27 protein-coding genes and 6 pseudogenes are annotated in these 26,882 nt (G+C 56.7%); 15 read left to right on the top strand and 18 right to left on the bottom strand.

Annotated elements, in window-relative coordinates; genetic code table 11:
- Nucleotides 1–6: 6 nt before the first annotated feature.
- From GVK32_RS03735 to GVK32_RS03705, 7 genes are all read right to left on the bottom strand, one after another.
- Entirely contained in the window at nt 7–1,002 is a 996-nt protein-coding gene (locus GVK32_RS03735; RefSeq protein WP_159865313.1) for a fimbrial protein, read from the bottom strand.
- Complete coding sequence (locus GVK32_RS03730) at nt 993–3,479, bottom strand: fimbria/pilus outer membrane usher protein (protein WP_159865310.1); 2,487 nt, start codon at nt 3,477–3,479, stop codon at nt 993–995. The genes GVK32_RS03735 and GVK32_RS03730 overlap by 10 nt, the downstream gene beginning before the upstream one ends.
- Before the next feature lie 11 nt (nt 3,480–3,490).
- The gene (locus tag GVK32_RS03725) at nt 3,491–4,192 is read right to left on the bottom strand and encodes a molecular chaperone (RefSeq protein WP_041147074.1); all 702 of its coding nucleotides are present in this window, start codon (nt 4,190–4,192) and stop codon (nt 3,491–3,493) included.
- Between the two features lie 95 nt (nt 4,193–4,287).
- A complete protein-coding gene (locus GVK32_RS03720; protein WP_159865307.1) occupies nt 4,288–4,896 on the bottom strand; it encodes a fimbrial protein in 609 nt (202 codons plus the stop codon).
- 499 nt (nt 4,897–5,395) lie between these two features.
- Nucleotides 5,396–6,097: a helix-turn-helix transcriptional regulator gene (locus GVK32_RS03715; RefSeq protein ID WP_159865304.1), complete on the bottom strand. Its 702-nt coding sequence runs from the start codon at nt 6,095–6,097 to the stop codon at nt 5,396–5,398.
- A gap of 6 nt (nt 6,098–6,103) precedes the next feature.
- Nucleotides 6,104–6,493, bottom strand: a complete 390-nt coding sequence (locus GVK32_RS03710; protein WP_159865301.1) for an amino acid-binding protein — start codon at nt 6,491–6,493, stop codon at nt 6,104–6,106.
- The gene (locus tag GVK32_RS03705) at nt 6,486–6,812 is read right to left on the bottom strand and encodes an antibiotic biosynthesis monooxygenase (RefSeq protein WP_159865298.1); all 327 of its coding nucleotides are present in this window, start codon (nt 6,810–6,812) and stop codon (nt 6,486–6,488) included. The genes GVK32_RS03710 and GVK32_RS03705 overlap by 8 nt, the downstream gene beginning before the upstream one ends.
- A gap of 382 nt (nt 6,813–7,194) precedes the next feature.
- On the opposite strand from GVK32_RS03705, the gene GVK32_RS03700 reads away from it, so the two are divergent.
- A complete protein-coding gene (locus GVK32_RS03700; protein WP_015585822.1) occupies nt 7,195–7,407 on the top strand; it encodes a YdgH/BhsA/McbA-like domain containing protein in 213 nt (70 codons plus the stop codon).
- A gap of 95 nt (nt 7,408–7,502) precedes the next feature.
- Here GVK32_RS03700 and GVK32_RS03695 read toward each other — a convergent pair whose 3' ends face one another.
- Nucleotides 7,503–8,375 carry an EamA family transporter gene (locus GVK32_RS03695; RefSeq protein ID WP_159865295.1) on the bottom strand — a complete coding sequence of 291 codons (873 nt, stop codon included), beginning with the start codon at nt 8,373–8,375 and terminating at the stop codon, nt 7,503–7,505.
- An 81-nt stretch (nt 8,376–8,456) separates the two neighbouring features.
- On the opposite strand from GVK32_RS03695, the gene GVK32_RS03690 reads away from it, so the two are divergent.
- The 7 genes and pseudogenes from GVK32_RS03690 (at nt 8,457) to GVK32_RS03660 (ending at nt 13,444) form a co-directional block, all read left to right on the top strand.
- The gene (locus GVK32_RS03690; RefSeq protein ID WP_159865292.1) at nt 8,457–8,963 is read left to right on the top strand and encodes a MarR family winged helix-turn-helix transcriptional regulator; all 507 of its coding nucleotides are present in this window, start codon (nt 8,457–8,459) and stop codon (nt 8,961–8,963) included.
- 12 nt (nt 8,964–8,975) lie between these two features.
- The gene (locus GVK32_RS03685; protein WP_159865289.1) at nt 8,976–9,344 is read left to right on the top strand and encodes an aromatic-ring-hydroxylating dioxygenase subunit beta; all 369 of its coding nucleotides are present in this window, start codon (nt 8,976–8,978) and stop codon (nt 9,342–9,344) included.
- A 7-nt stretch (nt 9,345–9,351) separates the two neighbouring features.
- Nucleotides 9,352–10,089, top strand: a pseudogene (locus GVK32_RS29480) (SDR family NAD(P)-dependent oxidoreductase); the annotation flags it as partial.
- The gene (locus tag GVK32_RS29475) at nt 10,084–11,085 is read left to right on the top strand and encodes a 2Fe-2S iron-sulfur cluster-binding protein (RefSeq protein WP_368667449.1); all 1,002 of its coding nucleotides are present in this window, start codon (nt 10,084–10,086) and stop codon (nt 11,083–11,085) included. The pseudogene GVK32_RS29480 and the gene GVK32_RS29475, both read left to right, overlap by 6 nt.
- A gap of 11 nt (nt 11,086–11,096) precedes the next feature.
- Nucleotides 11,097–11,603 (top strand): flavin reductase, encoded by a 507-nt coding sequence (locus GVK32_RS03670; protein ID WP_159865286.1) that lies wholly within the window; start codon nt 11,097–11,099, stop codon nt 11,601–11,603.
- Between the two features lie 123 nt (nt 11,604–11,726).
- Nucleotides 11,727–13,000: pseudogene (locus GVK32_RS03665) on the top strand (MFS transporter).
- Between the two features lie 198 nt (nt 13,001–13,198).
- Nucleotides 13,199–13,444, top strand: coding sequence for a hypothetical protein (locus GVK32_RS03660; protein ID WP_076945902.1), 246 nt, complete (start codon nt 13,199–13,201; stop codon nt 13,442–13,444).
- Nucleotides 13,445–13,534: 90 nt separating this feature from the next.
- On the opposite strand, the pseudogene GVK32_RS03655 reads toward GVK32_RS03660, so the two are convergent.
- A pseudogene (locus GVK32_RS03655) lies at nt 13,535–13,789 on the bottom strand (Lrp/AsnC ligand binding domain-containing protein); the annotation flags it as partial.
- Here GVK32_RS03655 and GVK32_RS03650 point away from each other — a divergent pair.
- Nucleotides 13,789–14,019, top strand: a pseudogene (locus GVK32_RS03650) (IS3 family transposase); the annotation flags it as partial. The pseudogenes GVK32_RS03655 and GVK32_RS03650 sit on opposite strands and share 1 nt — an antisense overlap.
- Nucleotides 14,020–14,413: 394 nt before the next feature.
- A complete protein-coding gene (locus tag GVK32_RS03645; protein WP_159865283.1) occupies nt 14,414–16,411 on the top strand; it encodes a choline BCCT transporter BetT in 1,998 nt (665 codons plus the stop codon).
- A 356-nt stretch (nt 16,412–16,767) separates the two neighbouring features.
- On the opposite strand, the gene GVK32_RS29420 is transcribed toward GVK32_RS03645, so the two are convergent.
- From GVK32_RS29420 to GVK32_RS29030, 6 genes and pseudogenes are all read right to left on the bottom strand, one after another.
- Nucleotides 16,768–17,415, bottom strand: coding sequence for an IS110 family transposase (locus tag GVK32_RS29420; protein ID WP_255429285.1), 648 nt, complete (start codon nt 17,413–17,415; stop codon nt 16,768–16,770).
- Entirely contained in the window at nt 17,315–17,791 is a 477-nt protein-coding gene (locus tag GVK32_RS29415; RefSeq protein WP_255429268.1) for an IS110 family transposase, read from the bottom strand. The genes GVK32_RS29420 and GVK32_RS29415 overlap by 101 nt, the downstream gene beginning before the upstream one ends.
- Before the next feature lie 286 nt (nt 17,792–18,077).
- Nucleotides 18,078–18,452, bottom strand: coding sequence for a PTS transporter subunit EIIB (locus GVK32_RS03635; RefSeq protein ID WP_159865280.1), 375 nt, complete (start codon nt 18,450–18,452; stop codon nt 18,078–18,080).
- Nucleotides 18,453–18,695: 243 nt separating this feature from the next.
- Complete coding sequence (locus GVK32_RS03630) at nt 18,696–19,622, bottom strand: carbon-nitrogen hydrolase family protein (RefSeq protein WP_159865277.1); 927 nt, start codon at nt 19,620–19,622, stop codon at nt 18,696–18,698.
- Between the two features lie 99 nt (nt 19,623–19,721).
- Nucleotides 19,722–20,657 (bottom strand): LysR family transcriptional regulator, encoded by a 936-nt coding sequence (locus GVK32_RS03625; protein ID WP_159865274.1) that lies wholly within the window; start codon nt 20,655–20,657, stop codon nt 19,722–19,724.
- A 243-nt stretch (nt 20,658–20,900) separates the two neighbouring features.
- Nucleotides 20,901–21,008 (bottom strand): annotated as a pseudogene (locus GVK32_RS29030) (alpha/beta fold hydrolase); the annotation flags it as partial.
- A 512-nt stretch (nt 21,009–21,520) separates the two neighbouring features.
- Here GVK32_RS29030 and GVK32_RS03615 point away from each other — a divergent pair.
- Nucleotides 21,521–21,853, top strand: a pseudogene (locus tag GVK32_RS03615) (transposase); the annotation flags it as partial.
- A 239-nt stretch (nt 21,854–22,092) separates the two neighbouring features.
- Nucleotides 22,093–22,404 (top strand): hypothetical protein, encoded by a 312-nt coding sequence (locus tag GVK32_RS03610; RefSeq protein ID WP_123708731.1) that lies wholly within the window; start codon nt 22,093–22,095, stop codon nt 22,402–22,404.
- A 97-nt stretch (nt 22,405–22,501) separates the two neighbouring features.
- On the opposite strand, the gene alaE is transcribed toward GVK32_RS03610, so the two are convergent.
- Nucleotides 22,502–22,963: an L-alanine exporter AlaE gene (gene alaE / locus GVK32_RS03605; RefSeq protein ID WP_159865271.1), complete on the bottom strand. Its 462-nt coding sequence runs from the start codon at nt 22,961–22,963 to the stop codon at nt 22,502–22,504.
- Between the two features lie 391 nt (nt 22,964–23,354).
- Here alaE and GVK32_RS03600 point away from each other — a divergent pair, with 391 nt between their 5' ends.
- Nucleotides 23,355–24,593 (top strand): MFS transporter, encoded by a 1,239-nt coding sequence (locus GVK32_RS03600; RefSeq protein ID WP_159865268.1) that lies wholly within the window; start codon nt 23,355–23,357, stop codon nt 24,591–24,593.
- Between the two features lie 186 nt (nt 24,594–24,779).
- Here GVK32_RS03600 and GVK32_RS03595 read toward each other — a convergent pair whose 3' ends face one another.
- Nucleotides 24,780–25,052, bottom strand: coding sequence for a GNAT family N-acetyltransferase (locus GVK32_RS03595; RefSeq protein WP_159865265.1), 273 nt, complete (start codon nt 25,050–25,052; stop codon nt 24,780–24,782).
- Nucleotides 25,053–25,063: 11 nt separating this feature from the next.
- Nucleotides 25,064–25,294 (bottom strand): 4Fe-4S mono-cluster protein YjdI, encoded by a 231-nt coding sequence (gene yjdI / locus GVK32_RS03590; protein ID WP_041147123.1) that lies wholly within the window; start codon nt 25,292–25,294, stop codon nt 25,064–25,066.
- Nucleotides 25,295–25,565: 271 nt separating this feature from the next.
- Here yjdI and GVK32_RS03585 point away from each other — a divergent pair, with 271 nt between their 5' ends.
- Together GVK32_RS03585 and mdtN are read left to right on the top strand one after the other, a co-directional pair.
- Complete coding sequence (locus GVK32_RS03585; protein ID WP_159865262.1) at nt 25,566–25,838, top strand: YtcA family lipoprotein; 273 nt, start codon at nt 25,566–25,568, stop codon at nt 25,836–25,838.
- Between the two features lie 6 nt (nt 25,839–25,844).
- Nucleotides 25,845–26,873, top strand: coding sequence for a multidrug transporter subunit MdtN (gene mdtN / locus GVK32_RS03580; protein ID WP_115191934.1), 1,029 nt, complete (start codon nt 25,845–25,847; stop codon nt 26,871–26,873).
- The last annotated feature ends 9 nt before the right edge of the window (nt 26,874–26,882 follow it).

Raw genomic sequence — 26,882 nt, 5'->3', positions numbered from 1 at the left:
CCCGAATTAATCGTACGTCAGGTTAAAGATCATGTGAGACTCAACCTCGCCGGTGCTGGTGGCCGCCGCGTACTGATAAAAACGCGCAAGGAAAGGTATCGTGATGTAGCGCGTTTCCTGGTTACTTAAGGTCCCGACGTTGTAATTCTTATTGAACTCAACCGGCACGCCGCCTTTCAGCACCTGAATCCCAATCCCTTTAGCCATAGAGCTGCCGGCTTTTTCATTCAGCAGCGCCCCCCGGGTGAGGGTCGTGCCGGTCGCAAGAGTACCGGAGAAAGAGGCCTCAATATTGGCATAGCCGGTGGCGCTCAGCCCGCCGCTGCACTGCAGCTCAATATTAAAATTTTTGCCGCCGGCGTAAGTGCCGACGCCGTTCAGATCGCTGCGCTTAATGGTCCCGACGTCAACGTTCATATTCTTACCGCCGAGCACCGTACAGGAGGGTGAGACCACGGTAATCGCATTTGCGCTCAGATAGGTTTCCAGAATCGGGTTGTTGCCCCGCTCCCAGTCGTAGGAGGTATATTTCCCCGCTGCCAGGGTACCGCTGCCGGTGACCGCGGCGGTTTTAATGATCTCCAGCGTAAAACGGGAGCCTTCCAGCGAGTAGTTGGTGGTTCTCGAGACGGACGACGAGAAAACGTCGGGATAGGTGATGTTCACCGTCGCGCCGCCGCGGCTAAAGCGCATGCCGATACCGGGCACGTTGGTGGAGTAGACCTTATTGCCCAGGTCGGTCGAACCGGTAGAGACGATCTTCGCCGCAAAGCGGTTGGTGCCGGCCGTACAGCTATAGCTGGCCCCGCCCGGGGCGCTCATCGTCCAGTCCCGGGAGACAATCACCGAGCCCACCGGCAGATCGGGCGGAACCACAACCCTGCCGACGACCATATCCAGATTCACCGTCGACTGCGACAGGCGCGAGCAGGCGGCCCAGGCGGAGGTGGTCCCCAGCGCCATCAGGCCAATAAAAAGCGTCAGTTGTTTACTCAGCGACATACCCTTTCCTTTGATTTTGCCTTGCCCAGTTCCACCGTGCACTGCCCGCCGCTCCACTTAACGGTCGCGTGCTGAACGCTGGCGTCACTGATAAACATCATGCTGCCCTGGCCGACAACGCCGATCTCTTTGCCGCTGGGATCGAAAATGCTGGCAGCGAACGGCAGCGGCTGGCTATTCGCCTGGCGTGCCATAATCGTCACGTTGTTCTGTACCGTGGTGCCAAACGACACCTTCACGACGCTGCCTTCCCACGGCACCACCTGGGCCACGGTACGATCGAAGGCGATATCGTCATGGCTGCCCTTCGGATCGATCTCGATGGAGTTAATCCGGTACGGGCGCAGATACGGCAGGATGGCGTAGCCGTTGCCGTCGACGCGGGTGCCCGGCGAGCCCGGCAGCATCGCGCCTGCGGCATCTTTCGCTTCGATTAGCGCCATCGTGCTGCCGCTTTCCGGGGAGAACACCACGCCGTGGCGATGGGCGATCAGCGTCCCGCTGGCGCCGAGGCCGCTCTGGCGATATCCCTCGCCCTGGCTATAGCTGCCGTTCAGAGTGGTCCACGGCGTACGGTAGCTTCCGTTCAGCGCGACATCGTGCTGGCCGCCGGTGGCGGTGGTGGTCGAGACGCCGTAGTTGAGGTTGTTCTCGCTATCCAGCGAACCGTTAATCCCGATCTGCGAACTGCTAAAGCGCGAGTTATTAAACGAGGTATTCGACGTCAGGTTGGCGGTCCGATTCTCGCCAAACCACAGCGGATAGCTGAAGTTAAGCGAGACGCGGTCGTCGCGATTGTGGCCGGAGCTGTCCGGCGTATAAACGCGCTGCGCGCTGGCGGACCACGAGAGGCGGCCGAACATATTGTTGTAGCTGAGCTGATACTGCTTCTCGGTGCCCGAACGGTTCCAGTAATCGGAGATCCGGCCGCTGAGATAAAAGCCGCCCCAGCCCTCTGGCAGGTTCTGGTTAACGGTGAAGGTCATGCCGTTTTTCTGCCGCCACAGGGTGTAGCTGCTGTTGCGGTTCTTCTCCTGGTCGACGGCGTACAGCGCGTCGTTCAGGTTGTAGTAGCCTTTGGTGGAGTAGCGGTAGGCCGCCAGCACGATGCTGGTCTGGGTATCGGTAAACATGCGGTTAAAGGTGGCGCGATAGCTCTGGCCGCTCTCGTCGAGGGTGTCGCTCTTCAGCCGGGACTGGGTAATATCTACCGACAGCGCGCCGATACCGGTATTCATCCCGGTCCCCAGCAGGAACGCCTGGTAATCGTCAAAGCCCGTGACGCCGGTATAGCCGGTAAAGACGTTATTCAGGCCGTGCTGCCAGGTCGCCTGGTAGAGCATCGGCTTGTTACGCAGCCCGCTGTCATCGACCTTACCGGCCGACAGCGCATAGCGGGTCATCCCCGGGCGCAGCAGCTGCGCCACCGAGGCATAGGGAACGCTAAAGACCTGCACCGAACCGTCGGCCTCTTTGACCGAGACTTCCAGGTCGTTACCGTAGCCGGAGGGGTAGACATCCTGCAGGGTAAACGGGCCAGGCGGTACCGAGGTCTGATAGATAATGTTGCTGCCCTGACGCACCGTTACCAGGGCGTTGCTCTGCGCCACGCCGCGAATTTCCGGCGCGTAGGAGCGCATTCCGTCAGGGAACATGTTGTCATCGGTCGCCAGGTTGACCCCGCGCAGGCCAATGGTGTCGAAGAATTCGCCGTTGGTAAAAATCTGCCCGCCGCTGACGATCGAGTTGATCTGCGGGATCGGCCGCTGGAGATAGGTCTGGTTGCTGTTCCAGTGCGCTTTGCCCTGCTGCTGCTGCCAGTTCAGGTTACCGACGTGCTTGAGCAGCCAGCCGTCCCAGGAGAGACCAGCGTTAAGTCCCAGATAGGCGCTGCTGTTATCGGAGCCGTTATTCCCCGAGGTGTGGCTGGTCCAGGTGTTGGCCATCCAGCCGAGATTCAGCGCCGCAATGCCTTTATCCCAGAACTCCGGGCTGACATAGTTTTTCAGGCGCTGATCTTCGTAGATTTGCGGCACGGAAATCTCCAGCCGCAGAGAGGACTGAATCAGATTGTCTTTAACGTTTTCTTCGTTACGCCACTCCTTCAGCCGTCCGCAGTAGCCTTCCTGCTTCCCCAGCTGCGGATTGAGCTTTTCCGCGGCAATGCCGTAGCGCTCGAGCATCTCTTTGGTGTAGCAGATCCCCATGTTGCCGTCTTTATCGCGGGTGACCTGCAGCTCGTAGCGCCCTTTCCACTCGCTGTTGGTGTAGACGTCGAGGGAATAGGTCCCCTCAGAGATGGCGCTGGCGGAGAAGCGTGACAGATCGACCTTTTCTCGGCTGCCAACGATAAAACCGTCGTTAAACTGGTATACCGTTCCCGGGCTTTCCTGTCCGCTGGAAAATGGCGGAAAGCAGAGCAGCGCCATAGCGATCGCCGAACTTAACCTTCCCGGGCAGATGGTCCTCTGCTTCATGATAGTGTCCCTTATTTAACGGCTACTTTCACTGCCACATCTGCGCCATAGTCATTGATGTTATTAATCGTCAGGGTCTCGCCTCTGCTCACGGCAGAAGAGAGGGCTACGGTCTGACTGGACTGTGGAGCGAGCATCACCGTTTTGCCGTTCAGGGCCTTGCCGCCGTCGCGGGAAATACGGCTTACGGTGAGATAAAATGGCGTAGGGTTGCTGACCGACAGGCTGCTGCCGCTGGCCGAAAGCGCTAATTTCTCCGGCGCAGCGTCGCGGTTGCCCAGTCCGGTCGGGCGGTAGATAAACTTAAAGCGCGAACGAATCGCCAGCTGCAGGATGTTCTGTCCTTCATTTTTTTGATTAGCCTCTACCGGCGGTATTTCCAGCAGATTAAGCCACCACAGCGTCTCTTTATCTTTGGCAAGCCCGGCGCTGCTGCCAAGCTTAATACGTAAGGTCTGCCCGCTTTTAGCATCCACGCGGGATATTGGCGGGGTAATAATAAATGGCGTGGTAATCGTATCCGGCGTGGCGTCGGCGTTGCCGTTATCCAGCCAGGCTTGCGCCAGCGCCGGACGATCGGCGGTATTCGAAAGCTGTACCGTTATTTCTTTTTCATTTCCGGGATAAATAAAGCGGGTGCCGTTAACAATAATATTATTGGCGTGGGCCGCAAAACTAAAAATGAAACAGAAACAAAGGGCAATACGCTTCATGCTGACCTCAGACGGGAAAAAATAAGCGGCAGCGGCTGCCGCTTTATCAATGCATATAACCGCCTCGATCAAGGCGGTTTATTTTCAGACGATAATTACTGGTAGGTAATTTCGTAAGTCGCGTAGCTGTTAACCACGCCGGTAGTTACGGTAGTCGGGGTGCTGGTAGCATAGCCAACGTAGTAGGTGAAGCGCGCGCCATCCTGAACGGCAGAAGCATCGCCAGTTGCTTTAGGCTGGGTGCTGTCGCCCGGGATGATTTTGTTGTTCAGAGTAGTGGCGTCGTCTGTAGACAGAACCAGCTGGATGTTTTGTGCACCGGAAGCTTCGGTGTTAGCCAGGTAGCCAACCTGTTTGCCAGCAGCGCCAGCCAGCAGGTTACCGCCGGTCCAGTTCACGCCCAGTTTAGATACGTCGTCTTGTTTGGTGTCGTCGGCAGCCTGGCAATCAGATACGTCAATGGTGAAAGATTTCGGTTTCAGGTAGGTGTCTGCACCCGCCGCTTTCACTTCAGTTAAGGTCACCGGAGAGAGGTAAACGTTAGCATCGCTGCCCTGACCGTTTACGGAAACAGTACAAGATACGTCGGTAACTTTACCGAAGAAATTAACCTGGCCACCGCCAACAGTAGTATCAGCCGCATTTGCCGCTGCCATACCGAAAAATGCCGTTGCCATTGCTGCAGAGAGAAGAACCTTTTTCATTGCCATTTCCTTGTCAGAGTGAGTTTTGTATCAATAAACCAACAGTAAATCTGCAGACGATAAGAAACGTTATGCGATGCCTATCGCTGCAACTGTGAATAGAAACTTCGACTGACCGGAAGCCGCAATATTTAAGGCGTCAGGACGCGAATTCAAATAAGGAATTCGATAATGCTGTCGGCGTCAAAGAATGCTATTTTTCGCTGATAAATATACATTTGCTTATAACTTGTTACATCACGCTGACGATAGCCATGACCTATCAATTATTGATAAACAATAATCACAAACGATAATTAAGTTATTTACTTCAGAAGGGATAAGGCGCAAGAGATATATTTGTGGAGGTAAATATCATGACAAATATTGCTATTTGATGACCATCGGGAACAATCTGAATAATAGCGAGGAGAAGGTCGCGGGAATAGCGCCGGGCGGTCCAATAAAAAACTTTCAGCCGCCGGTCTGAGCTGGCGGCCAGGCCCGACGCCCTGCGGTCCTACAGCGGCAGCTGGAAGTGCCGGGCCAGGGCGCGCTTTCCTTCCGCGCTGACGGAAACCTCGCGAAAGCCCGGCGTTAGCACAAACCAGCCCTGCTGCTGACCATGCTGCAGGAGCGCGGCACCGACGATCCCACCGGCGTGAAAGCGCCTTTCGCTCCAGTCCAGGCAAGCGCTGCACGCTTTGCGTCGGCCATCGCCGGTTAAAACGATCCCCAGACGGGAAAAGTGTGCTTCCCCCGCAGGCGTTACCGCCGAACCGTCGGGCGTAATCCAGGCCTCATGCAGTAAAAATTGATAAATGCCCACCGCCAGCTCGCCGGCGAGATGGTCGTAACAGGTCCTGGCGCGGCGTAAATTAACCGGCGTTCGGGTGGTCAGCGTCAGCGCGCCCTTCCCGGCCATGGTCATCATATTCTCCACCAGGCCGGCGACGTCCGCCCCCGCCAGCCGGTAGTAGCGGTGCCGCCCCTGCGCCAGGCATACCAGCAGCCGGCCGTTCACCAGACGGCTCAGGTGCGCGCTGGCGGTAGAGGCGGAAATGTCCGCCGCCGTAGCCAGCTCCGTCGCCGTCCAGGCCCGGCCGTCCATCAGAGCGCAGAGCATTTTCACCCGCGAACTGTCGGCCATGGCGGAAGCGATCGCCGCCACGGCAACGGCCAACGACTCATCATCGGTAATAACTGCGGCAGGTTTGAGCATATTGCCTCACGCGTGAGTGGCCCAGCGGCGCGTTGCCTCCTGCGCCAGCGGGAAATTATCGGTAACCAGAATCAGACGATTATCATGGTCGCTGTACTGCGTCAAAATATTGACCCCCTGCGCGGCCAGCGCCCGGGCGATGGCGCCCAGCTCTCCCGGCGGTTCCTGCTTGAGGCGGCGAATCAGCGGCTGAGTGACCGCCGCCACCGGGATCCCGGCCTGCTCCAGCGCCGCTCTGGCGCGCTCGCCGTCGGCCACCAGAAAATGGGCGTGGCACCGGTCGTCGACGGTGAAAACGCCGCCGCCCTCCAGACCTACACCGCCGTTGCCGAGCGTTTGTCCGAGCAGCGCCAGCGCGCCCGGACGATTGGGCAGAATCACATAAATATCATACATGACCGCGATCCTCGCCTCTTTCAGCGCCGTATTCGCGCATCAGCCGGGTAATGCGAATCTGATAGTCGGCAAAGATACTCTCTTTTCCCTCCTGCTGAGCCTCCCGATGGGCGAGGTTATTTTTCCAGGCCAGCACCGCCTGCTCGTCGCGCCACCAGGAAAGCGACAGAATTTTCCCCGGCGTCGTCAGGCTCTGAAAACGCTCAATACTGATAAAACCATCGATAGTGCTGAGCAGCGGCTTAAGCTCCGCCGCCAGCGCCAGATAGCGCGCCTGGCCTTCCGGCGCCACCTCGGCTTCAAAGAGTACGGCAATCATTGTGTCATCCTTATTTGTTCAGCGGTGCCGCCACTCTATGCCCTCCGCCCCGCAGATGCTTCGTCGGCGGACGAAGTATTGCTCGCGCCACATTGGTCAAAAAACGGCCAAAACATTCACCAAAACAATAGCCAAAGCCCTCAGGAAAAAAATCTCCGCGCCGTCGGCGTCTTTTTTCCGCAAAAAAGATCACGACTCGCTTCGTCAACAAACTGTTTTTATTGATTAATCGACATTAAAACGTCACCTGAACGTCATCTTAACGGCACAAAAGCGTGATCTAAATCGCACTTTTTGCAACGCGCGTTATAGTTAGCAGGCTTATTATAAACCCATCGAAAGCACAGCGCTTTCCACCTGTAAAGTTAAAAGGAAAAACACCATGAAAAACGTAAAATTACTTGCCGCCGCCGGTATGCTGTCCCTGGTTTCTTTTGCTAGCTTCGCTCAGCACCCGGTCAGCGTGACCGCAGATACTCTGGACAGCGCGGAAGCGAAAATCGCCACCATCGCTAAAGATCAGGGCGCGTCTTACCACATTACCGAAGCCTACACCGGTAACCAGGTTCATATGACCGCCGAGCTGTCCAAATAAAAGAATGGTTGCAGAGGGAGCTGCCGGACTGGCCGCCTGAAGGCGGCTCGTTTGGCTCCCGCCGCGCAATAACCATGCAGCAATGTCGGGCCCCTTTATGGGGCCTTTTTTGTTAGCGCACGCTGAATAGACAGCACGCTGAGCAGCACCACGACCAGCCCCACCAGCGCCAGCCCCTGAATCTTCTGCCCGAGAATAATCCAACCTAACAGCACCGCGGTCACCGGGCTCAGCAGGCTCAACGACGAGACCGCCACCGGCGAGAGGCGGCTAATTCCGCGGAACCACAGACCGTACGCCAGCATCGCCCCCGCCACGCACAGCCACAGATAGCCCGCCGCCTGAGTCAGGGTCACCTGCTGTAAAGGAGGATCGACCAGCAGCGCAATCGGCGCCAGCACCACACCGCCAATCAGCAGCTGCCAGCCCGTCAGCGCCACTACCGGAAGCGATATCGCCCAGCGTCGGGAGAGCCAGGTTCCCAGCGCCATGCTGACCGCCCCTAAAAACGCCGCGCCGATGCCCAGCGGATCCAGTACCGTTTGCGGAGAGAGCAGCAGCAGCGCCATGCCGATAATGCCGGTACAGGCCGAGGCAACCGCCATCCACGGCGATCGCTGCCTGTCCACGGACCAGGCCAGCAGCATCACCAGCAGCGGCTGAATGGCGCCGATCACCGCCGCCATCCCGCCGGGCAAGCGATAGGCGGCAATAAACAACAGCGCCTGGAAGGCGCCAATATTGAGGATCCCGGTGACCACCAGCTTCCACCACTCGTTGCGCAGAGGAAAGCGGCGGCACCAGATTAACAGGGCGATCCCTGCCGGAAGCACCCGCAGCAGCGCCGCGATAAAGGGCCTGTCCGCCGGCAATAGCTGCGAGGTCACAATATAGGTCGTCCCCCAGATGGCCGGGGCCAGAGCGGTCAACAGCAGGTCAAAAACGAGCGAGCGCGAGAGAAAGGTCATGATTTTATCTTCACATCAAGGTAAATTAGTCAGCCAAGTATGTAGCGATAGATATCTTGATATCAAGATAAGTAGGCACAAATGGACAAATCACCGCAAACAGACGCCGTAGACCGCATTCTTGAACAGTGGAAGCGGGAGCGTCCCGATCTTGACTGTAGCCCGATGGGGCCGATTGGCCGCCTGAAGCGCTGCGCCATGCTGCTGGAACCGCGCGTCGAGGAAGCTTTTATCCGCCACGATCTGGTGCGCTGGGAATTTGACATGCTGGCGACCCTGCGCCGGGCGGGAGAGCCGTTTACCCTCTCGCCGACCCAGCTTTTTTCGACGCTGATGATCACCTCCGGTACCATGACCCACCGCCTGAAGGCGCTGGAAAAGCGGGGGTTCATATGCCGGCTGGCGAATCCGCAGGATGCGCGGAGCATGCTGGTAGCCCTGACGCCGGAGGGGCGGGAGCGCATCGATCGCGCGGTTGAAACGCACGTCGAGAACGAACGCCAGCTGCTTGCCGGACTCACGGCGGAGCAGCGCCAGCGGCTGAACGACGCGCTGGCGGAACTGATGCGCCTGCTGGAAGAGGACTAGCAGCCGGCGGCGATGTATATCATTCCCGTCGACCAGCAGGCTACCGACTTTGCCAACACCCTGAACTACGCCTACGACAACCAGGCCATGCGCGAAAAGCGCGTAAACCGCCTGTATAGCGGGGAGTCTATCTCCACCACGCCGCGGGCGCGCACCGTCCGCATGACCGGCCGCCATCACCTGCTTTCCGCCGACGAGGAGCGCGTGGAGATCCGCTGCGCCCAGTTCCTCTATGAATACCGCAAAGGCAACGAGCAGCACTATGTTGCCGACCTGAGCTACGTCCTTAAGCCGCAGGGCGAGACGTTCCTGATCGCGCAAAAGGTGGTCCGCCTGATTAACGGCGACGACTTCCTGCACAGCATTGGCTACATCCTGTGAGGTCCCTATGAAACGAAGCGTACTCGTGACCGGCGCCGCCAGCGGCCTCGGCCAGATCATCAGCCGCCACCTGTGGCAGCAAGGCTATCAGGTCGCCATGGCGGATCTCAGCCTCGAGGCCGCGCGCCTTAGCGCGCAGGAGATTGACAGCGGCGAAGAGCGCCTGCTGCCGCTGGCGCTGGATATTCGCCAGCCCGCGCAGTTCAGCACCGCGCTGGAGCAGATCGGCGCTCGCTTTGGCGAACTGGACGTGCTGGTGAACAACGCCGCGCTGACGCTGACCACGCCGATCATGGAGATCTCGGTGGAGGAGTTCGACAGGGTGACCAGCACCAACCTGCGCGGCACCTTCCTCGGCTGCCAGATCCTCGGCCGCTACTTTAGCCAGCGCAAGAGAGGCAGCATTATCAACCTCGCCTCCCTCGCCGGGCAAAACGGCGGCACCGCCTCAGGCGCCCACTACGCGGCCTCGAAGGGCGGCATTTTGACCCTGACTAAAGTCTTCGCCCGCGCCCTGAGCGCCGACGGGGTTAGCGTTAACGCCATCGCTCCCGGCCCGCTGGATCTCCCCTCGGTGCACGCCGCGGTGGGGGCCGACAAAATGCCGGCGCTGCTGGAGATGATCCCGATGAAGCGTCTCGGCGATCCGCTGCTGGTAGCCCGCGCGGTCGAGCTGCTGGCGGCCCCGTCCGCCACCTTTATCACCGGGGCGATCTGGGACATCAACGGCGGCATTTACATGCGCCAGGCCCCGCGAGGGGGGAGAACACAGATGGCTGAAACACTGATCGTCCGCGTCGCAGAACGCGAAATGCAGGGCACCGAGGTCACGGTGCTGACGCTGGCTTCCGTCGACGGGGCCGCCCTGCCGCCGTTTAGCGCCGGGGCGCATATCGACCTTCACCTCGGCGACGGAGTCGTGCGTCAGTACTCGCTGTGCGGCAGCGCCCACCACCCGCAGCAGTACCGCCTGGGGATCCTCAAGGATCGGGCATCGCGCGGCGGGTCGCTGGCCGCCCATCGGCTGGCGGTGGGCGAGACGGTGGCCATTAGCCCGCCGCGCAATCTGTTTGCGCTCGACATGGAGGCCAGCCACAGCCTGCTGATCGGCGGCGGGATCGGTATCACCCCCATGCTGGCGATGGCGGATACGCTGTTCCGCGCTGGGAAATCCTTTGAGATCCACTACTGCGGCCACAGCCGGGAGAGCATGGCGTTTCTGCACGAGCTGGCGGACTGCCATTTCAGCGCCCACGTCCGGCTGCATATCAGCGATGAGGGGCACAAGGTGCGTCCCGCCGAGGTGCTGGCCGGGCACCATCGGGCGGGACACCTCTACGTCTGCGGCCCGGAAGGTTTTATGACGTGGATAGCCGATGCCGCGCGGGGCTGCGGGTTTAGCGCCGGGCAGCTGCATCAGGAGTATTTCAACCGCGAAGTCGAAACCGGCGGCGAGCGCTTTGAGGTCGAGGTGCCGGAGCTGGGTATCACCGTCAGCGTCACCGAGGAGCAGACCATCGTCGCCGCTCTGCAAGAGGCGGGGATTAAGGTCAAAGTCTCCTGCGAGCAGGGGGTCTGCGGCACCTGCCTCGCCAACGTCTGCGGCGGCGTGCCGGATCACCGCGACGAGTATTTAACCGCTGAAGAACGCGAAGATAATGACCAGATCCTGCTGTGCTGCTCGCGGGCCAAAAGCCCGCGTCTGGTTATCGAAGGCTTCGAATACGTCAAACTGAAATAACGGATACCGCTATGAACCTGATATCTGATTTCCGTAACGCCATGGCGCAGCTGGGCAGCGCCATTACCATTATCACCACCGACGGCCCGGCGGGACGCTTTGGCTTTACCGCCTCCGCCGTCTGCAGCGTCACCGATTCTCCGCCCACCCTGCTGGTGTGCATGAACCGCTCCTCCTTCGTCCATAGCAAATTCAAAGAGAACGGCGTTCTGTGCGTGAACGTGCTTTCCGCGCGACATCAGGCGCTTTCCGCAATCTTTGCCAACAACCAGCTGCGTTCGGAGGAGCGTTTTCAGCACGAGCAGTGGCTGGTGCTGGAAACCGGCTCGCCGGCGCTGGCCTCTGCCGTCGCCAGCGTCGACTGCACGATTAACGCCAGCCATGAGGTCGGCAGCCACAGCGTGTTTTACTGCGAGGTCCGACAGAGTCGCCAGGACCAGCCCGGCGACGGCCTGGTGTGGTTTAACCGCCGGTTTCATACCCTTAGCACCGAGGCCCTCAGTCAGGCTGCACCATAACTAAAAAATAGCCCATCACGACGTTTACCCGGCGCCCGCTCGTTGGCGCTCACTTTCACCTGTAGTGGAGTTCACGCAATGTCCGGAGCTGCGAACGATATGACGCCAGGCAAGCCGCAATCAATGCGCAAACTGATTATTGGCTCTTTTCTCGGTAACTCACTGGAGTGGTACGATTTCTTTCTCTACGGCACGGCGGCGGCGCTGGTTTTCGGCCCGCTGTTCTTTCCGGCAACCGACGATCCTTTGCTCGGCGCGTTTCTGGCGCTATCCGGCTTCGCCATCGGCTTTATCGCCCGACCGCTGGGCGGCATCGCCTTCGGGCATCTGGGCGATAAGTACAGCCGAAAAATGACGCTGATTATCACCCTGACGCTGATGGGCGCCAGCACCTTTCTGATCGGCCTGCTGCCAACCTACGAGCATATCGGCATTCTGGCGCCGATTGCCCTGATCAGCCTGCGCTTCGTGCAGGGCGTGGCTTCCGGCGGGGAATGGGGCGGCGGCGTGCTGATGCTGAGCGAGAACGCGCCGGAAAGCCAGAAGGGCTACTACACCGCCTGGAGCCAGGTGGGGGTTTCCGGCGGCTTTGTGCTCTCTTCCCTCGCCTTCTACCTGGTGCAGTTGCTGCCCCAGGAGGACGTGCTGGCCTGGGCATAGCGTATTCCGTTCCTGCTGAGCCTGTTTATTTTCCTCGTTGGGGTCTAATCCGGCGCAACATCGAGGAAAACGCCGAGTTCGTTGCCCGTAAAACGCAGCCGGCGGAGCAGCCTCTGCCGGTGCTGGCCGCCTTTAAACATCACCCGAAAGCCATTTTACAGGCCATCGGCCTGCGGCTGGCGGAGAACGGCGCGGTCTACATCTTTTTCACCTTCTCTGTGGTCTACTGCAAGCATATCGGCATCGATACCCGCCAGACCATTGCCGCCGTCACCATCGCCATGGCGGTGGAGATCGCCACCATCCTCGGCTGGGGCTGGCTGTCGGACCGCATCGAGCGCAAAAAAGTCTACTATGCCGGCGTGATCGGGATGGCGCTGGTGGCCTTCCCCTTCTTCTGGCTGCTGCAAATGCACAGCTTCCCGGCGATTCTGCTGGCGATGCTGCTGGCGCTGCCGGTCTGCCACGGGGCGATGATCGCCGCCCAGCCGTGCATGATGGTGGAGCTCTTTCCGGTGGAGGTGCGCTATACCGGCCTGGCGCTGGGGCATGAAATCGGCGCGGTAATCTCCGGCGGCATTAGCCCGATGCTGGCGGTCGCCTTCCTGATGACGTGGGACAGCTACGTGCCGATCGCCCTGATGCTGCTCACCTTTGCCCTGCTGGCGCTGATGGCCCTGATGGCCCTGATGAGCATCCGCCAGCCCGGCGCGCGCCGCCAGCAGCAGACGGCATAGCGAAATTCTCGTTCGGCGTCATAGGCTTAGCGGCCGTTGACGCCACCTTCGCCTACTGAGGGTCCGTTCAAATTTAATTTTAAACAAACCATTTGATAATAAAGCACTTTTACGCCAGCGAAAAAATATTCCCCGGTCACAATAGCGGTTAATTATTATTCATATGTCGGTTTGTTTTTTTATTTGAAGGGCTAGTTTATGAAAAAAATCATTCTCTCTCTGGTCACCGCCGCGCTGCTGCTGCCCGCGCTCTCCGCCCACGCAACCTACCGCAGCGATAACCGCCAGGACGCTCGCGATATCCGCCAGGACTCGCGCCAGGACGGGCGAGAGACCAAACAGCAGTGCGTTAGAGACGACAACAAAAGCAACGCCGGCTGCCGCCAGGATAAGCGCGAGAACCGTCGCGACGGCCGCCACGATGCACGCAACGAGAAGTGGTAGGCTAAGCGCCGCCCGACGGGCACGACCGCGCGCCCGTTGATCTCCCCGCCGAATCCCCCTCTCCTCTTACCCACCAGGCTTTCAACGGCGCTATCGCGACGAGTTCAGGCTCTCCAGCGGAAAAGGACGATCCTGCACCACGGTTTTCATTACCAGGGTCGATCGCAGGTGCTGAACGCCGGGCATCGCGGAGAGCTTGTCATCGTATAGTTTCTGGAACGCCGGCAGATCGCGGGTCACCACGTGCATCAAATAATCCGGATCGCCGAACAGGCGCTGCGCCAGCACGATCTGCGGGATCTCTTCAAACGCGCTCACCGCCCGCTTATCCCCCTCTTCCGGCGTACAACGTCAAAACCGTTGCCGCCAGCCTGCGGCGTCAGGGGCTTCGCGCAAAAGCTGCCCGTAAGTTCAGTCCGGTCAGCTACAGCGAGCACGGTCTGCCAGTATCTGACAATCTGCTGAAGCAGGATTTTTACGCCGGAGGTCCGAACCAAAAGTGGGCAGGAGACATCACGTACTTGCGCACCGATGAGGGCTGGCTGTATCTTGCGGTGGTCATTGATCTGTGGACCTGGAAAACCTCTTTTGCCAAATCGATGCCGATAGTCTTAACGTTCATGATGGCCGCTCCGCTCAGGTAGTGACGATTTATCGTCCCACTGTGGCATAAGATGTAGGGGGCGACCATTCCATTAACAAAGCCCCGCGCACGCCGTCAGGGGGAGGTTCTGGAGCTGTCGCTCTGCGATGTCGGGGTAGTGCACGACATTGATAGGCTGGCCGATCTGGCGGCGGAGCAAATCCTGGCACAAGCCTGAACAGCGATTATCATTATAGGTATCGTAGAAGCGATTCAGCTTATTCTTAAGGTCATTAGGCATCACTCCTTTTCTTTTGTTAGGATCGGGCTGTGCCAAAATTCATCCATCCAGGGCGAAGTGAACACACAATGGAATAAATGAGCTTATGAGTGAGAATGAAACCCCAATAAAAAAGACTGAAAACCATATTAACAAGCCGGTGTTTTTCACCTCGGCGTTGTTAATATTTCTTCTTGTCGCCTTTGCCGCGGCTTTCCCCGATCTGGCCGATAAAAACTTCAAACTTCTGCAGAATCAAATCTTCACCAACGCCAGCTGGTTTTACATTCTGACCGTAGCGCTGATCCTCCTGAGCGTGACGTTCCTCGGGCTGTCGCGCTACGGCGATATTAAACTTGGGCCCGACCACGCCCAACCTGATTTCAGCTATCACTCCTGGTTCGCGATGCTGTTTTCCGCCGGGATGGGGATCGGCCTAATGTTCTTCGGGGTGGCAGAACCGGTGATGCATTACCTCTCTCCGCCGGTTGGTACCCCGGAAACGGTCGAAGCCGCCAAGCAGGCCATGCGCCTGACCTTCTTCCACTGGGGACTCCATGCATGGGCGATTTACGCGATAGTGGCGTTGATACTGGCCTTCTTTAGCTATCGTCACGGCTTGCCGCTGACCCTGCGTTCGGCGCTGTATCCGATTATCGGGGATCGCATTTACGGACCGATTGGCCATGCGGTCGATATCTTTGCGGTTATCGGCACCGTGTTTGGCGTGGCCACCTCCCTCGGTTATGGCGTGCTGCAGGTTAACGCCGGGCTTAATCATCTCTTCGGCGTGCCAATTAATGAAACGGTGCAGGTGATCCTGATCGTGGTCATCACTGGCCTGGCAACGATTTCGGTGGTGTCGGGGCTGGATAAGGGCATTCGTATTCTGTCCGAGATCAACCTGAGCCTGGCGCTGCTACTGCTGGCACTGGTGATGTTGCTGGGACCTACGGTTCTGCTGTTGAAATCGTTCGTTGAGAACACTGGCGGTTATCTGTCCGAAATGGTCAGTAAAACCTTTAATTTGTATGCCTACGAGCCTAAATCGAGTAACTGGTTAGGTGGCTGGACGCTGCTGTACTGGGGCTGGTGGCTCTCCTGGTCGCCGTTTGTCGGCATGTTTATCGCCCGCGTCTCGCGCGGCAGAACCATCCGCGAATTTGTGACCGGCGTGCTCTTCGTCCCGGCGGGTTTCACCCTGTTATGGATGACCGTCTTCGGAAACAGCGCGATTTATCTGATCATGCAGAAAGGGGCGACGGACCTCGCCAATACCGTCCAGCAGGATGTGGCCCTGGCGCTGTTTAATTTCCTTGAGCACTTCCCGTTCTCCAGCATTCTGTCGTTCATCGCCATGGCGATGGTCATCGTATTTTTTGTCACCTCGGCAGATTCCGGAGCGATGGTGGTGGATACCCTGGCCTCCGGGGGCTCCAGCAATACGCCCGTCTGGCAGCGTATTTTCTGGGCTGCACTGATGGGGGTGGTCGCCATTGCGTTGCTGATTGCGGGCGGCCTTAGCGCCTTGCAGACGGTGACCATTGCCAGCGCCCTGCCGTTCTCGGTGATTTTGTTGATATCGATATACGGATTGCTGAAAGCATTGCGACGGGACATCACCAAGCGCGACAGCCAGAATATGACCACCATTGCACCTACCGCTGCGCGTAATCCTATTCCGTGGCAGCGCAGACTGCGCAATATCGCCCATCTGCCAAAACGTTCGTTGGTTAAACGTTTTATGGATGATGTCATTCAGCCTGCCATGACAATGGTTCAGGATGAGTTGAACAAACAGAGCACCGTAAGCCATATCAACAACAGTGGCGAAGACCGTATTCGCTTCGAAGTGGATTTAGGCAATGAGCTTAACTTCATCTACGAAGTCAGACTCCGCGGTTATGTTGTTCCTACCTTTGCGATCTCCGGGCTGGATAATGAGGAGCAGCAGGCAGAGCAGCATAAATACTATCGGGCTGAAATCTACCTGAAAGAAGGCGGTCAGGATTACGATGTGATGGGCTGGAATCAGGAACAGATTATCAACGATATTCTCGACCAGTATGAAAAGCATCTTCACTTCTTACATCTGGTTCGCTAATACAAAAACACCGCCTTTCGGCGGTGTTTTTCTTTATTCTGCCGGGATCTCCTCCAGGCGGGTATATAGGGGGCCGCTTGGAAAACGGAAAATATCTACTATAAGGGCTTCCCCGAACAGTCAACGCCGGTTTTTAATTTCTGTCTGTTCATCAATGAAAGGCAAGGGATGAGACTGAGCTACTATAAACGGTCACGCTGAATCGCTATTGATTCGGACCCTGATGAAAGACGCTCGTGAGATCCTCCTTCGTTAATCGGATAGTGATATCCAGTAGGATATGCAGATACTTCTCACGGGGGTCTAACCCTTTACCATCAACGAGTTACAGTTAAGTTACTACTCAGTTTAATTTTTCACGTTGTTGAATACAGTCTGAAGTCATCGCCGTAATGTAATGATGCCCAGCACAACCTCGCATTCTTGGCGGCGATTGCAACGACAGCACGCCAGTATCCCCGCCTACCAATCAACGAGCAGACCCAACGGCTAAACGAGTCCGTTCTATTCTCTACCCCTACCATTACAGAACGGGCTCCCTGGACCAGCAGGGTTCGCAGGTAGGCATCACCCGCTTTTGTTATCCTGCCAAGCTTTGATTTTCCGCCACTACTGTATTGTGATGGCGTTAGCCCCAACCAGGCTGCCAGTTGGCGCCCGTTCTTAAAATCATGGGCATTGCCAATACTGGCGACCAGCGCACTCGCTGTTGTGGGCCCAATACCTTTCAGTTCCATTAACTGCTGGCTGCGATGATCTGTTTTGGCAACACGAGATAACACCCTGTCATATTCGGCGATTTTCTCTTCAATATTAGTGATATGTGCCAATAGATCATCAATGCACAGCCTGACCTGTATTGGTAGGGTTTCCTTCTGGTCAGAAACAGCATGACGCAGAGCATCAGTGCTTTGTGGGGCAATAACCCCCGAATTCAGATACCAGTCCCCGAAGACGGTTATACGTCGCTGTTCTTTCCTGGATAAATCCCTGTCTTGTCCTATGTAAGCATTGCATTGCCTGCTGGCTTTCGTCTTTGACGGGTACAAAGCGCATATGCGCCCGCTGCACAGCCTCACAAATAGCTATTGCATCAGCTACATCATTTTTCCCGGTCTTACCCGCCATGCGATAGGGTGAGACAAATTTCGGGGCCATCAACCGGACATCATGGCCATACTGCCTGAATAATCTTGCCCAATAGTGGGCACCCGAGCAGGCTTCCATTCCAATTACACAGGGAGGTAAACCTGCGATGAGTTCAGAAAGTGCTGCACGCGACACCTTGGGTTTAACCAGAACTGCTTTACCATTTTGGTCAACACAGTGAATAGCAAACACATTTTTAGCAAGATCGATACCGACAGGGGTGATGGTCATAACGAATCCCTCTGGGTCAATGTTTATCCCATAATTGCGCGAAAGCTAATCAGGCGCATATCAGGGGAAGTCCCTTCCATTCGTTAAGCGTTTTAAGCTTAACGGGTGATTTCGTTCCATTGAGCGGGAACTCCTGACCGTAAGGGATGTACGGAACGTTCAGCCTGTCCGTTTTTGGTTTTGCTCACTTTCGGACATCAGGACAAAGTGGTGTACGTAATCGTTCGGTTTTGGACACAAAAACACAGTAGCGCCGAAATTCAAGGGACAGACAAGATCGTATTGGTTAAAAAGTAGACTTAGCGTGGTTTATTTTCCGAATTCCAAGCGGACCCCTGATAATGAAATCCATCACGACTGAAACGACACGTTTTTGTTTTGTACCAGGTTTCCGCTGAGCCTGAACCGGCGGCGTCTGACCGCTGACAAGTTCTTTTACTGCGTCATATACACGGATCACTTCGCTACCAATCACCACCTGGCACTGGACATTGAGCCTCACGGCCAGCACACCGGAAATTTTTTCTAACGCGGCCGGTTCGGCCTTTTCATTGTCAAAGAGGCTGAGCCGCAGCCGCGTTGAACAGTGTTCAACGTGTTCAATGTTGTCCACGCCCCCGACTCGCGCCACAATTTCCTGAGCAACTTGCAGATGATTCATCGCCACCCTTCCCGGAACTGAAACAAAAAAAAAAGACCTGAAGCCCCATCACCTTACAAAGAAGAGGATGGGGCTTCAGGTCTTGCCTACGCTGAGTAGTAACACGCCTGTGAGCTATTTCTGATTAATTACGTCAGGAAGTCAAAATAAACATCTGAAAAAAAACCGCAAGTGTGAGCCTGTTCGCGAAATCGTCCGGTTCACCGTCAGCTTTTTATAAAAGTGACGAAAGTAATAACAGAATCACTCCTTAATAAACCGGACGCCCGATCTGACGCGTTCATCCACGCTCAACTCAAAAATATCCGGCCGTGAATAGTGCCCGGCGACATCAAAGTCATAGCGGGCTTTGATAAGTTCTGCGGTGTCTATCTCTGCCGTTAACAGCTCGGCGCTGCCTTTCATCGGCCCCGCAAGCACATCGCCCAGAGGGCCGATGATGACGCTGCCGCCGTTGATCAAAGGACGGTCGTTATCCCATCCGGACACTGTTACGCCCAGCGCTGTGGGAGAAGGCTGAATCTGACAGGCGCTCACCACAAAACAGCGGCCTTCATGCGCAATGTGTCGCATCGAACATTGCCATATTTCGCGCTCGTCCACAGTCGGTGCACACCATATCTCAATGCCTTTGGCGTACATTGCCATACGCAGCAAAGGCATATGGTTTTCCCAGCAAATTGCAGCCCCTATACGGCCCGCAGGAATATCAAACACCGGCAGTGTGGAGCCGTCGCCTTGTCCCCAGATCAGTCTTTCGGTTCCGGTTGGCATCAGTTTGCGGTGTTTACCTGCTAAGCCGACCTCCGGCGCGAAAAATAGCGTGGAACAAAATAAAGAGCTGCCTGCCCGTTCGATGGCACCGACCACAAGGTGAGCGCCGGTGCGCTCCGACAGCCCGGCAAGCGCAGCCACTTCTTCGCCATCAATATCCACGGCATTCTCGAAATAACGGGCAAAAGCTTCCCGGCCTTCTGGCAAACGGTAGCCCAGGTATGTGCCGAAGTTTTCGCCTTTAGGATAGCCGCCGAGGATGGCCTCAGGCATGACGACCAGCGTCGCTTTGCAAGCGAGAATAGCGTCTTCATAGGAAAGAATGAGTTCGAGAGTGTCGGCTTTACCGCCGGGTAAAGAGCCGATCTGAAGTGCAGCGATCGTTGAGCGGGACATGATGCCATTCCTGTTAAGTAAAGGTCTGGCTGATTCTATGACGGTTTTTTCTATGAATGAATATCGTTCGGTTGCTATCTGATATTCATCATATTCATATCAGGGAGCAAGTTGCTCGGTCTGGTTGAAAGCGCTAAAACACTCGATAATCGCGGCGCGGGCTTCAGTCACAGAGGCTTCAATCAGTTCCTGTGTCCTCCAACTGAGTTCGACAGGATAGCGGGGCAGGTCAACCGGACAGGGTAACACCCTCAGCCCGCTTAATTTTGCTATCGCCTGCGCGGCGTGATCCGGGATAGTTGCAATGGCTTGCGTGCCTTTGAGCAGGTAGGGAAGCGCCGCAAAATGCGTGGTTGATGCGACGATGCTGCGTTTTAGTCCGAGCGCCGCCAGCGCCTCATCAACCACACCGATAAATCCGCCGGAAGACACAAGGATCTGATCCTGTGCAATGAACTGCTGAACATCAAAATTATCCATAGCGAGCTGAGTATATTGCGGATCAACCACACAGCTGTAGCGGCCTTCTGCCAGCAGTTCGCGACTCAGGCTTCGGCTGGAAATGCCGCCGGCACTAATCGCAAGATCGATACTGCGATCAAGTAAGGCATCTTCGATAATCTGACTGTTGCTTTGACGAAAAATGATGCGCAGCCTTGGAGCCCGGCGTGCGAGGATGCCGATGAGTTTTTGTCCGATAGCAATTTCGAAATCATCCGACAGGCCAATCGTAACCGAGCGTCCGGCAAAGTTTTCCGGTGCGGGCAAGGCCATACTCAGACTCTGGCGGCATTTATCCAATGCTTCAGATACCACAGGTTTGAGCTGGCTGGCTAATAACGTGGGTTTCAGCCCCCGTCCGGTACGGATAAAAAGTTGCTCGTCATAAAGCAAGCGCAACCGTGACAGCGCAGCACTGACCGCTGACTGGGTCACGCCCAGCAAAATTGCCGCCCGGCTGGCACTGCCTTCCGTGTAGAGCGCTTCAAACACTTTCAGCAGATTTAAATCGGTATTAGCGATATGTGGACTCATTCAGAACGGCCTCTTGGTGACACAGCGCCTGCATAAAATGTTCAAAGAACAGTAAACCGGCTGTAGCCGGATGATACCGAAACATGATCAAGTCTGCGCGCCGATATCATCCGGCAACGTTACACAAAAATGCGTCGCGTTGCCTCATTCCAGTCAGCCGATCATTTAAGCCAATGATCGGTGTAAAATAATACATGACCTCAGGCTGCCTCGGCATGGAGACGAAGCCGCCTTTGTTCGTCATCAGAGTGAATGGTTTCTTGCCAAAAACGCCCCCACGCACTCCATACATGCTTCCCGTTCCTCAACGTGCGGCATGTGGCTGGAATTCTCGAAAATCACCCATTCGGCGTCTTTGGGGTCCGCTTGGAATTCGGAAAATAAACCACGCTAAGTCTACTTTTTAACCAATACGATCTTGTCTGTCCCTTGAATTTCGGCGCTACTGTGTTTTTGTGTCCAAAACCGAACGATTACGTACACCACTTTGTCCTGATGTCCGAAAGTGAGCAAAACCAAAAACGGACAGGCTGAACGTTCCGTACATCCCTTACGGTCAGGAGTTCCCGCTCAATGGAACGAAATCACCCGTTAAGCCTGTTTTTTAAGCAGGCATGACAGGCAGCTTTGAGCGAACTATAGTCATTCGCACCCTGAGAATTACACTTTGAAGTGATTCAGGGTATGCGCTTACTGGTTACGAATATTGAGCGAGAATCATGCGATGATCGCCGCTTTTCTTTCGAGCCAGTAGGTGCTCCACGTTCGCTAACGAATACTCAGGGCATGCAGATAAACTGCTGGCTATATTTCTTTCGAAGAGCGTGGAATGCATACCAATCCCCGATGAAGAGGAGCTGGTGATGACCGCGACTAATCAGTTTGCTGCACATGTTGGTCTGGACTTGGCAGATAAAAAACACGATGTCTGTGTTCAGTTTAAAAACGGTGAACGCGTATTCCATATGATTGAATATACACCAGAAGCGCTTGATGTCTGGCTTACTGAGTTACACCAGAAAGTAAAAGGCAGAATCGCCATAGCTCTCGAGCTGAAGAAGGGCCCCGTGGTATATGCTCTTCAAAAATATCCCTTTATCACCGCTTTCCCCGTCCACGCTTTGTCCCTGGCTCGTTACCGGCAAGCCTTCTCGCCCAGCGGCGCTAAAGATGACCCGCAGGATTTCGAGGTGTCCTGAATTACCGAACCACTACACATCCCTGACTGGAGTTAGTACTCAAGTACTACAAAAACCGAGTTTTTACACAGCCTGGGTGCAAACCTGCCCAGCAATATCTTTGCCCAGGCCGAAGTAAAGACTGCCCCCATCACGTTAATCTATTTCGTACTACAGCAGTATGCTCTTCGAAAAACACACAATAAGGCGCCTTCCGGTGGTATGGTTATACTTTCGCCACTTGAGAGGAAAAGCTAATGATTGTAAGGACCTGGCACGGCTGTGTTCCGCTTGAACATGCGGAAGGTTTTGCGAAACACCTGGAAAAAACAGGCGTGGAGCATTCCAGGAGCATACGCGGAAACCAAGGCGCGTTTGTGCGTAGGGAAAGCCAGGGGGACTGGGAGCATTTCTTTTTGGCAACTTACTGGCAGGATCTGCATTCGGTAAAGGCATTTGCGGGAGAAAACTATCACGTGGCCGTGACTTATCCGGACGACGAAGCATTTGAGCTCCTGTCCGATCCTTACGTTTTCCAGCATGTTGTAGACGCTATTTCACCGCTTTAACTTTATTTCAGGGGCACCTGACCATCGGTAACCCGGATTTGCTTTCACATTCGTATTAATCCAAAACGCCAACGTCCGCTCCGAACGCAGCCCCTCTTCAGTCACCCAACGACATCGGCTTACTCCCCCCAGGAGGTAAACCAAATAACCGACGCACCCAGTTAAGAAACGCGCCGTAGGGCCTGCCCAGGCAAAGCATCATCAGCGCGGCGCCGAGAGTGCCTCGAATCAGCCCGCTTCCCGAGGCGCCGCTAAAAGCAATAATCAGCGCATAGATCGGCACCTGGAAACTGACCAGGGCCGCGCTGTCCCATAGCAGCTGAGACACCCGCCCAGGGCCGGCGCGCCGCATCAGCCAATCCCGCCAGATGCCGTAGGGTCTTGCGACCGGAATCATCAGCGCCGCCCCCAGCAGGCGGGCGTGGAGAACCTGTTCCCAGGCCATACCGGCTATCACGCGCTCGTTAATAATGCCGGTTGTCGTGAAGAAGAGGATCAGCGCAGCGGTATCTGCAATAAATGCGGTCCGACGCGTCGACCGTTCCGGGCGTTGAGGCAAATTACATTTCCTGTCGTGGTGGGGGATTAAACGCCTTCTCATCCGCAGAGAGGCCTAAAACTATAGCATACGGGCATTCTGCGGGACCGCGGCCTCATGCAGTCGCGATACCCGGCGCAGCTTATTGCGGCCGCCCTGAGCCCCCGCCGTAACCGGAACCATTTACCTGCCTCTCCCTCCGGATTACCGGCCTGTTAATACTTAGACGCGCCTGCTGAAACCCATTTAAGATAATCAACCGCATGCTCAGCGCACGCCTCGCCACTGTCCGAACGGCCAGGATGCCGCACTCTGCAATGTGCAAAAAAGATAAGAAGCGCCCGTTACGGGCGCCTCACCAGGCCGGCACAAAGATGCTGGCCGGAATATTGACTTTGAATGGGATAAGACTATGGGTTCACAGGTATCCGCAGCGGAAGATTCTCTCCTGCGGCACGGGTCGTTCGTCACCTTTTGGCTGGCGCGCACCTGTTCATCGTTTGGCTTTCAGATGTTCTCGGTTGCCGTTAGCTGGCAAATTTACGCCATTACCCACAGCGCGATGGCGCTGGGGATGATCGGCCTGATGCAGTTTCTCCCTTCAGTGCTGCTGGCCCTGCCCGCCGGACACCTCGCGGATCAGTTCGATCGCCGGCGCATTGTGCTGCTAGGCCAGTTCATCGAATGGGCGGCGCTACTCGGGCTGGTGGCGCTGACGCTGCTACACTGGGCGGACAAAATTGAGATTTGGGGGCTGGTCTTCTTAATCTCGGTGGCAAAAGCGCTGGAGTGGCCGGCGATCACCTCGATGCTGCCGGCGCTGGTGCCGCCGCCGATCCTCGCCCGCGCGATGGCGGCCAGCTCCGTTGGGGGACAGGCGGCGGTGATTATCGGCCCAACCCTGGGCGGCCTGCTGTACGTCGCCGGTCCGGAAGTGGTCTACGGCGTCTCCGCCCTGTTCTATCTGTTCTCGATTGTGCTGGTGAGCCGGCTGCGCTACGAGCGGCCGCCGCAAACCCGCCTGCCGATGAACCTCAAGAACCTGTTTGCCGGCGTCCATTTTATCCGCGAGAGAAAAGACGTCCTGGGCGTGATCTCGCTCGATCTGTTTGCCGTGCTCCTCGGGGGGGCGACGGCGCTGCTGCCGATCTTCGCCCAGGATATTTTGCACACCGGCCCCTGGGGCCTGGGGATGCTGCGCGGAGCGCCGTCGGTCGGCGCGCTGCTGGTGGGTATCTGGCTCAGCCGCAACAAGCTGGAGAAGAACGTGGGCCTGATCATGTTCGCCTCGGTGGCCGGCTTTGGCCTGGCGACGCTGGTGTTTGCGCTCTCGACGAAGCTGTGGCTCTCCCTGCTGGCGCTGGCCGCGCTCGGCGGGTTCGATATGGTAAGCATGGTTATTCGCGGCGCGCTGGTGCAGCTGGATACGCCGGATGATATGCGCGGCCGCGTGAACGCGGTAAACGCCATCTTCATCAATACCTCGAACCAGCTTGGCGAGTTTGAGTCCGGCCTGCTGGCGGCGTGGATGGGCGCCGTACCGGCCGCGGCACTCGGCGGGATTGGCACGCTGGTGGTGGTGGCGATATGGATGACCATTTTCCCGCATCTGCGCAAACGGCAGAAGCTGGAAAATGAAGGCGGCCGCTGATAGCAAAGATGCGAGGTACCTTATGCGCGAAGCCGAAAACAGGCTGCCGAAATAATATTGACGCGCGCGGCTGCGGTAAAAATTCTGGCTAAGTTCTTTCTCAACGAAATAAGCGCCAGAAAAGAGATCAGTGCATCTGCGCTTCTCGCCTAACATTTAGCGCCGGCAAAAGCCGGCGCATTTATATCAGGCACGGATATCATCGTATTCGCGGGTATTATCAAACTCGTGTTTAGCAAACGGACATAGCGGGATAATTTTACGCTGCTCGCCGCGCATTTTTTCCACCACCTTCGACACCAGCTTTTTACCCACGCCCTGCCCTTTCAGGCTCTCGTCGACGTCGGTATGTTCAATAATGCTGAGATGCTCACCGGTGGGGACAAAGACAATTTCGGCGACCTGATTGCCCTCGTCGTCGTTAACGTAAAACTTGTTGTGGCCTTCCAGTATTTCCATCAGGTCCTCACTTATTTTTGGCGATACTTCAGGGCGCCGCTCGGGCAGGTATCGATGACGCGCACGACCGTGGCGGCATCCACCTCGTCCGGCACGATCCACGGCTTACGTTTCAGATTGAAGAGCTTCGCACTACCGCGTACGCAATTCCCCGAGTGCTGGCAGATTTCCGTATTGAAGTAGACATCGATTTTCTCTCCCCTGTAGGCGCGAAACCCCGCGTCCAGTAGTTCCTTATCCATGACATTGCCCATTGTTTTTATTGTTCAGACCCTAAGCATAGTCCTGGTGGAAGGCGCTGACTACGGGCAGCAGCAGAAACCCTTCGCCCCTATTTTCTCGACCGCTACCGCGGTTAATGCAAAATAAATGCGTTTATATTCATCCACTATGTAAAACCTAAGCTCAACCGGCGCCAGGAATATAGGTTTTTAGTCTGCCGAGCGGCTTTTAATTACCCTTCAGGCCGATTAAACTCACTCCACAATGATATGAGCGCGCAGGTATCCTCCCTTGAATCGTATAGCGAAGCTGGCTCCGCCGGTACTATTATTAACCGCGCCCTTAATTTCCGGCTGCTCTTTATCACCGGCGATCCCGGTATTAGGTGCCGCATTTCCCGGCTGGTTCTTCTGTTTATTGGGCGGCGTATTTTTACTCATTCCCTGCCATATCCTGATCGTCCGCCGGGGCTGGCAGTCGCGATTTTCGCCGCTGGTCTTCAGCTACCTGGCGCTGATGTTCCTGTTCGCCACGATCCTGTGGTTCCTCTTCTTTGTTAACTAAGCCGCTATGACAAACTCTAGCCCAAGCGTATTACGGAAAAAGTGGCCCCTGCTGGCCCTCGTCCTCGCCGCGATCGTGGCGCTTATTGTGGTTATCTGGCAGCTCCAGACCTCGCCGGCTACCAACGACGCCTACGTCTATACCGACACCATTGACGTGGTGCCGGAGGTGAGCGGGCGGATCGTCGAGATGCCGATCCGCGACAACCAGCGGGTGAAGAAAGGCGATCTGCTGTTCCGCATCGATCCGCGCCCCTACCAGGCGATGCTCGACGACGCCAAAGCCCGGCTGACGACGCTGGATGCGCAAATCATGCTGACCCAACGTACGGTTAAGGCCCAGGAGTACAACGCCCAGTCGGTGGCCGCCGCCGTCGAGCGCGCCAGGGCGCTGGTTAAGCAGACCACCTCTTCCCGTACCCGCCTCGAACCGCTGGTGCCGCAGGGCTTTGCCTCGCAGGAAGATCTCGACCAGGCGAGAACCGCGGAAAAGGCCGCCCGCGCCGAGCTGCAGGCAACGCTGCTGCAGGCGAAGCAGGCCTCCGCCGCCGTCTCCGGCGTAGACGCGATGGTTGCCCAGCGGGCGGGGATCCTGGCGCAGATTGCGCTGGCGGAGCTGCATCTTGAATTTACCGAAGTCCATGCCCCCTTCAACGGCGTGGTGGTGGCGCTGAAAACCACCGTCGGCCAGTACGCCTCGGCGCTCAAGCCGGTGTTTACCCTAATGGATGACGACCGCTGGTACGTGATCGCCAACTTCCGCGAAACCGATCTTAAAAACGTCCGCCCGGGCGTTCCGGCGCGGGTTACCGTGATGACCAACCACGACAGAACCTTCTCTGGGGTGGTGGATTCCGTGGGCTCAGGGGTGCTGCCCGAAGGCGGGAGCGTGATTGAAGGCCTGCCGATTATTCAGAAGAGCATCAACTGGGTCCACGTTTCCCAGCGCTTCCCGGTTAAAATCGCCGTCAAAGATCCCGATCCTGAACTGTTCCGCATGGGCGCCTCCGCCAGCGCCGTGCTTCAGCCGCAGTAAGGGGGCGGC

This window comes from Klebsiella sp. 18074, from assembly GCF_902705905.1.
In the GTDB taxonomy this organism is placed as follows: Bacteria; Pseudomonadota; Gammaproteobacteria; order Enterobacterales; family Enterobacteriaceae; genus Klebsiella; species Klebsiella terrigena.
The sequence above is the reverse complement of the archived record's forward strand: the minus strand, read 5'-3'. Positions and strand labels throughout refer to the sequence as shown.

What these genes read in the sequence shown, in the direction of transcription:
- GVK32_RS03735 (WP_159865313.1), bottom strand. Translation starts at nt 1,002, where the DNA reads ATGTCGCTGAGTAAACAACTGACGCTTTTTATTGGCCTGATGGCGCTG.
- GVK32_RS03730 (WP_159865310.1), bottom strand. Translation starts at nt 3,479, where the DNA reads ATGAAGCAGAGGACCATCTGCCCGGGAAGGTTAAGTTCGGCGATCGCT.
- GVK32_RS03725 (WP_041147074.1), bottom strand. Translation starts at nt 4,192, where the DNA reads ATGAAGCGTATTGCCCTTTGTTTCTGTTTCATTTTTAGTTTTGCGGCC.
- GVK32_RS03720 (WP_159865307.1), bottom strand. Translation starts at nt 4,896, where the DNA reads ATGAAAAAGGTTCTTCTCTCTGCAGCAATGGCAACGGCATTTTTCGGT.
- GVK32_RS03715 (WP_159865304.1), bottom strand. Translation starts at nt 6,097, where the DNA reads ATGCTCAAACCTGCCGCAGTTATTACCGATGATGAGTCGTTGGCCGTT.
- GVK32_RS03710 (WP_159865301.1), bottom strand. Translation starts at nt 6,493, where the DNA reads ATGTATGATATTTATGTGATTCTGCCCAATCGTCCGGGCGCGCTGGCG.
- GVK32_RS03705 (WP_159865298.1), bottom strand. Translation starts at nt 6,812, where the DNA reads ATGATTGCCGTACTCTTTGAAGCCGAGGTGGCGCCGGAAGGCCAGGCG.
- GVK32_RS03700 (WP_015585822.1), top strand. Translation starts at nt 7,195, where the DNA reads ATGAAAAACGTAAAATTACTTGCCGCCGCCGGTATGCTGTCCCTGGTT.
- GVK32_RS03695 (WP_159865295.1), bottom strand. Translation starts at nt 8,375, where the DNA reads ATGACCTTTCTCTCGCGCTCGCTCGTTTTTGACCTGCTGTTGACCGCT.
- GVK32_RS03690 (WP_159865292.1), top strand. Translation starts at nt 8,457, where the DNA reads ATGGACAAATCACCGCAAACAGACGCCGTAGACCGCATTCTTGAACAG.
- GVK32_RS03685 (WP_159865289.1), top strand. Translation starts at nt 8,976, where the DNA reads ATGTATATCATTCCCGTCGACCAGCAGGCTACCGACTTTGCCAACACC.
- GVK32_RS29475 (WP_368667449.1), top strand. Translation starts at nt 10,084, where the DNA reads ATGCGCCAGGCCCCGCGAGGGGGGAGAACACAGATGGCTGAAACACTG.
- GVK32_RS03670 (WP_159865286.1), top strand. Translation starts at nt 11,097, where the DNA reads ATGAACCTGATATCTGATTTCCGTAACGCCATGGCGCAGCTGGGCAGC.
- GVK32_RS03660 (WP_076945902.1), top strand. Translation starts at nt 13,199, where the DNA reads ATGAAAAAAATCATTCTCTCTCTGGTCACCGCCGCGCTGCTGCTGCCC.
- GVK32_RS03645 (WP_159865283.1), top strand. Translation starts at nt 14,414, where the DNA reads ATGAGTGAGAATGAAACCCCAATAAAAAAGACTGAAAACCATATTAAC.
- GVK32_RS29415 (WP_255429268.1), bottom strand. Translation starts at nt 17,791, where the DNA reads ATGACCATCACCCCTGTCGGTATCGATCTTGCTAAAAATGTGTTTGCT.
- GVK32_RS03635 (WP_159865280.1), bottom strand. Translation starts at nt 18,452, where the DNA reads ATGAATCATCTGCAAGTTGCTCAGGAAATTGTGGCGCGAGTCGGGGGC.
- GVK32_RS03630 (WP_159865277.1), bottom strand. Translation starts at nt 19,622, where the DNA reads ATGTCCCGCTCAACGATCGCTGCACTTCAGATCGGCTCTTTACCCGGC.
- GVK32_RS03625 (WP_159865274.1), bottom strand. Translation starts at nt 20,657, where the DNA reads ATGAGTCCACATATCGCTAATACCGATTTAAATCTGCTGAAAGTGTTT.
- GVK32_RS03610 (WP_123708731.1), top strand. Translation starts at nt 22,093, where the DNA reads ATGATTGTAAGGACCTGGCACGGCTGTGTTCCGCTTGAACATGCGGAA.
- GVK32_RS03600 (WP_159865268.1), top strand. Translation starts at nt 23,355, where the DNA reads ATGGGTTCACAGGTATCCGCAGCGGAAGATTCTCTCCTGCGGCACGGG.
- GVK32_RS03595 (WP_159865265.1), bottom strand. Translation starts at nt 25,052, where the DNA reads ATGGAAATACTGGAAGGCCACAACAAGTTTTACGTTAACGACGACGAG.
- yjdI (WP_041147123.1), bottom strand. Translation starts at nt 25,294, where the DNA reads ATGGATAAGGAACTACTGGACGCGGGGTTTCGCGCCTACAGGGGAGAG.
- mdtN (WP_115191934.1), top strand. Translation starts at nt 25,845, where the DNA reads ATGACAAACTCTAGCCCAAGCGTATTACGGAAAAAGTGGCCCCTGCTG.